General features: G+C 63.7%; 4 protein-coding genes. 2 read left to right on the forward strand and 2 right to left on the reverse strand.

Going from position 1 to position 6,793, the window contains the following annotated elements:
• Both ACY69P_RS12630 and uxx1 read left to right on the forward strand, forming a co-directional pair.
• A partial coding sequence (locus ACY69P_RS12630) for a putative bifunctional diguanylate cyclase/phosphodiesterase (protein WP_462327727.1) occupies nt 1-2,325 on the forward strand: 2,325 nt, incomplete at its 5' end.
• Nucleotides 2,326-2,380: 55 nt separating this feature from the next.
• Complete coding sequence (gene uxx1 / locus ACY69P_RS12635; RefSeq protein WP_462327728.1) at nt 2,381-2,578, forward strand: UXX-star selenoprotein family 1; 198 nt, start codon at nt 2,381-2,383, stop codon at nt 2,576-2,578.
• Nucleotides 2,579-2,614: 36 nt separating this feature from the next.
• Here the strand turns inward: uxx1 and ACY69P_RS12640 are convergent, their stop codons facing one another.
• A complete protein-coding gene (locus ACY69P_RS12640) occupies nt 2,615-3,850 on the reverse strand; it encodes a glycosyltransferase family 2 protein (RefSeq protein WP_462327729.1) in 1,236 nt (411 codons plus the stop codon).
• Nucleotides 3,847-6,174 carry a glycosyltransferase gene (locus ACY69P_RS12645; protein ID WP_462327730.1) on the reverse strand — a complete coding sequence of 776 codons (2,328 nt, stop codon included), beginning with the start codon at nt 6,172-6,174 and terminating at the stop codon, nt 3,847-3,849. The genes ACY69P_RS12640 and ACY69P_RS12645 overlap by 4 nt, the downstream gene beginning before the upstream one ends.
• Nucleotides 6,175-6,793 lie beyond the last annotated feature (619 nt).

The following is a 6,793-nucleotide window of genomic DNA, read 5'->3' on the forward strand; positions in this document are numbered from 1 at the left end:
GCCGACCTCAGCATCACCTCCGACGATGAAGTGGGCGACGCCGCCCGCGCCATCCGCTCCACCACCCGCGAGCTGGCAGGATCCATCGCCTCGCTCAAAAAATCCGCGGACGACGCCACTACGCGCCTGTCCGACACGCAGTCCACATTTACCGCCATCATGAACACCACGATAGATGGCATTGTGGTCACCAACCGCATGGGCGTCATCCGCTCCTCCAACCCCGCGCTGCTGGATATGTTCCTCCTGTCCGAACAGGAACTCCGCAGCCGCACCATCTGCGACCTGCTCCATAAGTCCATGGACGACATCGCCACCCTGACGGGCATCTCCCTCTCCGCCCGCGCCGATGCCCCCGCCACCAAACGCCGGGGCACGGCGGAGTTCGAAACCGTTCTCGGCGATTTGGAATTCCCCATAGAACTCTCCGTCTCCGTCATCCCGCGCGGGCCGGATGCGGACGTGGTCTTCATCATCCGCGACATTACGGAACGCAAATTCGTGGAGGAACAACTGCGCGAGGCCCACGACAGGCTGGAACGCCGCGTCTGCGAACGCACAGCCGAACTGGAGCAGGCCAATGCCAAGCTCAAGGCGGAAATTCTGGAACGCGAGATTGCCGAAAACGCCTTGCGCGAGGCCGAAGCCGACTACCGCAGCATTTTTGAAAACGCCACAGAGGGCATTTTCCGCATTGCGCCAAACGGCACCTACACCGACGCCAACCCCGCCATGGCGCGCATCTTTGGCTACGACACGCCAGCGGAACTGCTCACGGCCTTCAGCGCCCTTGGTGCGTCGCCGCTGCTTGAGGAAGGCGACGACCGCCCCTTCATGCGCAAACTGCTCACCAACTGGAGCGTCTCCAACCACGAAACCCGCGCCCGCCGCCGGGATGGGCAGATCATCTGGGTGGCCTTCAATGCGCGGTGCGTGCGCAACAAGCGCGGCGAGATTCTGCATTTTGAAGGCTCGGTGGACGACATCACGCGCCGCAAGGAATACGAGGCCCAGCTCAAGCACCAAGCCTTTCACGACCCCCTGACCAGCCTGCCCAACCGCAGCCTGTTCCTCAATCATCTCGACATGTCCATGCGGCGCAAAAAGCGCTCGCCCGAAACACTGTTCGCCGTGCTGTATCTGGACCTTGACCGTTTTAAAGTCATCAACGACAGCCTCGGGCACACCGTGGGCGACCTGCTGCTGACGCATGTGGCCAAGACACTGACCACCTGCGTGCGCGACGTGGACACCGTCGCCCGCTTCGGCGGCGACGAATTCGCCGTGCTGCTGGACGACGTGAGCGCCCCGCGCGAAAGCATCAAGGTCGCCAAGCGCATTCTGCACACCATCACCCGCCCCACTCGCCTTGGCGGGTGCGAGGTCTTCACCGCCGCCAGCATCGGCATTGTCTTCATCTCCGAGGACTACGCGGACGCGGAATCCATCCTGCGCGACGCGGACACCGCCATGTACCGCGCCAAGGAGCAAGGACGCGGCCGCTTCAAGGTCTTCAACAACAAGATGCACTGCCACGCCGTGCGGCAACTCAAGCTGGAGACCGACCTGCGCCGCTCCCTCGACCAGCAGGACTTTGAGCTGTATTACCAGCCCATTGTGGACCTCGGCACCGGGCAGATGTCCGGGCTGGAGGCGCTCATCCGCTGGAACCACCCAGAGCTTGGGCGCATCTCTCCCGACGACTTCATCCCCATTGCCGAGGACACCGGCCTCATTATTCCCCTTGGGGCGTGGGTGCTCACCGAGGTCTGCCGTCAGGTCCGCCAGTGGCACGACGCCTGCGGCCTGCGCATCCCCGTCAGCGTCAATCTCTCCGCGCGGCAATTCATGATGCCCACCCTGCTGGGGGACGTGCGCGACATCCTGCGCGACACCGGCGCGCCGCCGCATCTCTTAAAGTTTGAAATCACCGAAACCGTGCTGATGCAAAACGCCCCCGTGGCCGTGGAAACACTGGGCCGCCTGCGGGAGATGGGCATCCTCATCAGCATGGACGACTTCGGCACCGGATATTCGCTGTTCAGCTATCTGGTGGAATTCCCCATCGACGTCATAAAAATCGACCGCAGCCTTGTCTCGCGCATTTGCACGGACGCGGACTGCGGCACCATTGTACGCTCCATTGTTGGGCTAGCCCAGAATCTTGGCTTTAGCGCCGTGGCCGAAGGTGTGGAAATTCCCGAGCAAGCGGACAAACTGCGCGGGTACGACTGCCCGTGCGCGCAGGGCTTCTACTTCTCCCAGCCCGTGCCCGCACGGGAGGCCGAAAGCCTTCTCGCGGCCGCGAACCTGCGCACGCATTGACAACCACAGCGTCTTCACGGACTATCTATTGAAATCATCTATCCGAGGAGACGCCATGAGCACCATCATCTACGGCAAGGCTGGTTGACCCTATACGGAAAAGGCCAGGTCGGCCCACCCCGGCGCAGCATACCATGACGTCAAACAGGACCCGGACAAAATGCGCGAGATGCTGGAGCATTCCAGCGGCAAGCGCCTTGTCCCGGTCATCGTGCAGGACGGCGCCGTCACTGTCGGCTACGGCGGGACCTGAGGCGTCTAGCTGCTGGCCGTGCGCCAGCACCCCTTTTTAGCGTGTACCGCCGCGTCCCTCGCGCCGGAACCACTGCACGCACATCCGCAGGGCGACGTCGTCGCCGCTTTGTTCGGCGGCGTCGGCAATGGCATCGGCGCGCGCCCGAAGCCCCTCGCCGTCGCGCTGGCGCGCCTCGGCCTGCTTCAGGCGGGCCATGGCTATGCGCTGGGTGATCACATCGCCCGTGTTTCCCGCCGCCTGCGCAAAATCAATAAAACTCTCCCGGCCCGGAAACAGCGCGGCCCGCAAGAACCGCGCAAGAAAAGCCGTGTCCCCGCACCCTTCACGCTCCGCAATATCGTGCCAGAACAGGTAGCCGTTCTCCCACAGGGGGTGGCGCATCAAGGCCTGCTCCACGGCCTTGCGCTCCGTCCACACTCCCGCGTCCAGAGCCACGCGCGTATCCCCCGGCATGGCCACATACAGCGACAGCCAGTCGTTAAACCGCGGCAGAAAGCCGTCCGCCTCATAGATACGGTGCGCATCGGGCACAAGGGCATCACCGCACCGCTCACGGAAACGCCGCACGTTGGCGTCCTCGTTGGCAAACCGTCCGGGGGTGCAACTGGTGGCATGCTCGGCGCGGCTTTCCGGCACGCACACAAGCCGCCATCCCGCGCCGCGAAGCCGCAGGCACAGGTCCATATCCTCATACCCGTTGACGTACCCCTCATCAAAGCCGCCAACATCCGCAAACACCTGCCCCGGCATCATCAGCGCCGCCCCGGTCAGCGCCTGCACCCGCCGGCGTTGCCGCACCACCGGGTGCTCCGGCGGGAAATGCTCGTACAGGTGCACAGGGTGCAAAAACGGATCAAAAGCAATGCCGCAGTGCTGCACGCGCCCCGTCTCCGGGTACGTGAGCACCGGCCCTGCCGCGCCAATGCGCCGCTCTTCGCGAAACACCTTGAGCAGCGGCGCAAGCCAGCCCTCGCAGACCTCCGCATCGTTATTCAAAAAGAACAGCAGGGGCGTTGTGGCATGCCGCGCGGCCTCGTTGCAGGCTATGGCAAACCCATCATTGCGCTCTCTGCGCACGTAGACGAACCGCTCCCCAAAGAGTTCCGCCCCGCGCTGTGGCACTCGCTGGGGCGTTCCATCCAGCGAGCCATTATCCACCACCACAACCTCCAGCGCCCGCGCCGGGCTATGGCGGCACAGCGCCTCAAGGCACCGCAGCGTCAGCTCCTGCCGTCCGTACACCGGGATGCACACACTGACGGCACTCATATGGCGCGCGCCTCCATACGGGCAATAAGCTTGCGCATGCCGCGCACCAGCGCCGTATCCGGCAGACCATGCACCAAGCGCCCCGCCAAGGGCGCCCCTGCGCCCTCGCGCAGGGTATCTTCAGCCAGCGACACCGCATTCTGCGCAATGACGTTCTCCACAATGTCCGCATAGGCGCGGCGCTTATACCGGCGCTGGATGCTCCCAAATTCCCGCACCGCCGCAATGTTTCGCGACACCGCGTCCGGGTCCAGCCACGCCAGCCCCGTAAAGTCCGGGATGTTCACCACGCGGTGCGTGCGCCCCACACGCAGGAAGAAGTCCTGATCGCCAACGCGCTCGTACCGCTCATCAAAGTACCCTACCGAATCATGCACGCAGGCCCGCCACACCGGGTGCGGCCCAACCGTCGGCTTGTCCAGATTGTACGCAAAGCTATAGTCCGGCCATTCCCAATAGCCGCCGCTCTCCGGGCTTGGCGAATGGTGCTCAAACGTGCCGTGCGGCGCATCGGTCAGGCGCGTATTGCCAAAGACCAGCATAATGGCCGGGTCTTCGCGGATGGCCGCCAGCAGACGCTCATACGCCGCGTTGTGCAACCGGTCATTGGTGCTAAACGGCGTCAGGAATTGCCCGCGCGCCAGCATCACCGCCACATTCCACGCCTCGTACACCGTAATGCGGCGCGGGGCGCGGATGTATCTGATGTTCCCATACCTCTGCGCAAATTCGCGGACAATCGCCCCCTCATTCTCCGGCGACGCCGCGTCCACAACCAGCACCTCCAGCTCATCGGCCACGGTCTGGTTCATCACATCACTCAGGCACTCCCGCATAAAAGCCTCAGCGGCGTAGGAAGACACCAAAACGCTCAGCGTATACTGCCGCCGCTCGTACCATGTCTCGTCCACCTCGCACTCCTGAATGCATCGTGCGATGCGTGCCCGCATCAGCCGCTGGTGCAGGGCAAAGAGTTCCGTGGAATCCGGCGACGCATCCAGCCAATTCCCCAGCAGGGCAAAGGCCTCTGGCTCGCGCCCGAATTCCAACAGGCAAGCCGCCGCCTTACGCGTCATATCTTCATCAAAGGGGTCCGCCGCACAGGCCTCAAGATACCGCTCACAGGCGGCTTCGCCCTGTCCGGACGCCGCAAGCAACGCGGCCTCGCGTCCAAGGAGCTCCCCATGCCGCGGGAACGTCTCGCGCTGCTCACGCAGGTTCTGCGCAAATTCCGCAAGCACCGTCGCTCCGCTACACAAATGTTCCACCGCGTGCACCGCCCCGTCATGGGGCGCGCCGCGCAGGTCGTCCATATGCCACAGGCATTCGCCCCCTCCCGCGGGGCGCAACACCGGGCTGGCCTGCACCATCTCCGGCGGCAGGTACACCACAATATCACCGTCAAAGCGCACAGGCAGGTGCGGCGCCCGCAGGCGCGGCATGCCCGGCTCATGCCACGTTACCAGCACATGCCGCGCGCCAACCGCCTTGGCCGACACCGGCACCCGCCAGTCAAAGTCCGGCGCCACACTGCGCACCAACGCCGTCAACGCCGCAAGGCGGCGCACCATCGGCAGCACCACCCGCTCCAGCGCCTCAAGGCCCGGCTGCCACGATTCATCAAAGCACGGCACAAATGTATTCGGCTCCATAAGCACCGGCTTCCAGAACCAACACAGGCCCACTGGGCTCCCATCCAGCAACAGCGGTTCGTCCCCCTCCAGCGCCCCAGACAGCGGCGCGTCCATGGTCCATGGCGCAACAACCGCACAATCACCGCGCTTGGCAATGCCGCGCACAATGTCGTCCACATCGCCTACGCGGCCTTCCACCGCCGCACGCGACCACCGCGTCAGCGTCTGGTACCCCTCGCGGCATCGGGGCACGCCCACAAACGGCGGTGCACCATCCGCGCCCGTGCCCGGGGCGCGACCACCACGCAACGTAAACAGCGCCGCGTCCTCCGCCGCCGACGCATACAGCTCATCCACCGGGCGGCACAGCACCGTCTCGTGCGACAGCATCGCCACCCCCAGCAGTTGCGGGGCCGCCTTCAGCAGCCACAGCGCGCACGCCGGGGCAAGGTCCGCCGGAGTCGCCCCCTCAGGGATGCCCTCCAGCACCTCAGCGCAATTCACCACCCGCATCCCCGGAAAGTGCAGCGCCCCCAGCACAGCCGTCACGCTGTCGCCAATGCCAAACACGCACACCAGCCCAGCACGCCCCCTCCAGCGCACCGACTCAAGCGTCACCAACGACTGCACCAACGTACGCTCATCCACAACCAACACGCACCCAAGCCCAACATCTTCCCAATGCGTCATCGTCCCCTCCAATTCACGCTCCACCAGCCAAGGCATCAGCCCCAGCCGTCGATACACGCTGCAACCACAAGTGCCCGTGTCAGCCTTTCGACACGGCGCGTCATGCCACGGTCAGACAACTGCATCTGCGCAACTCATTGGAATGGATTACGAACGCAAAAGCGCAGGAGAACACGACAAGGAAATGCAGTATTCACCACCAAAACAAGCAACTCCCCTGCCAACAACACAACACAGGCAGAGACTGGCATCACAACAGATTGGAACCGTGGGAGATATTTCTTTTGGCAACCCTTTGGGCTGTGGGTGGTGCTTGTGTGGTTTTTTTTTTGCTCCGCAGGCCAAAGGGCCGTGGGCCCTTTGGAATCCCATTTGCGCACAGGCCGGGTGCGTGTGGATTGGGCGGTCGTCACCCCTGTATGGCTCTCGGGCGTGTGGATATTTTTTTGGGGGGCTTTGGTGGGTGGAGCTGGGCGGTGAGAATCCCTGTCATGAGTGTGTAAAGAAAGGGATAGACGACCCCACCCATCCCTATTTTCGGGGCGGCTTCCGCCCCGAAAATTATGAGGATTCTCAAGGAAATCAGGTGAATTGCAATTCAAAACTGAACACAGCCCTC

It is taken from the genome of Desulfobaculum sp. (genome assembly GCF_054921475.1).

Excerpts from the sequence above, each read along its gene's own strand:
- ACY69P_RS12640 (WP_462327729.1), bottom strand. The coding sequence starts at position 3,850 with ATGAGTGCCGTCAGTGTGTGCATCCCGGTGTACGGACGGCAGGAGCTG.
- ACY69P_RS12645 (WP_462327730.1), bottom strand. The coding sequence starts at position 6,174 with ATGACGCATTGGGAAGATGTTGGGCTTGGGTGCGTGTTGGTTGTGGAT.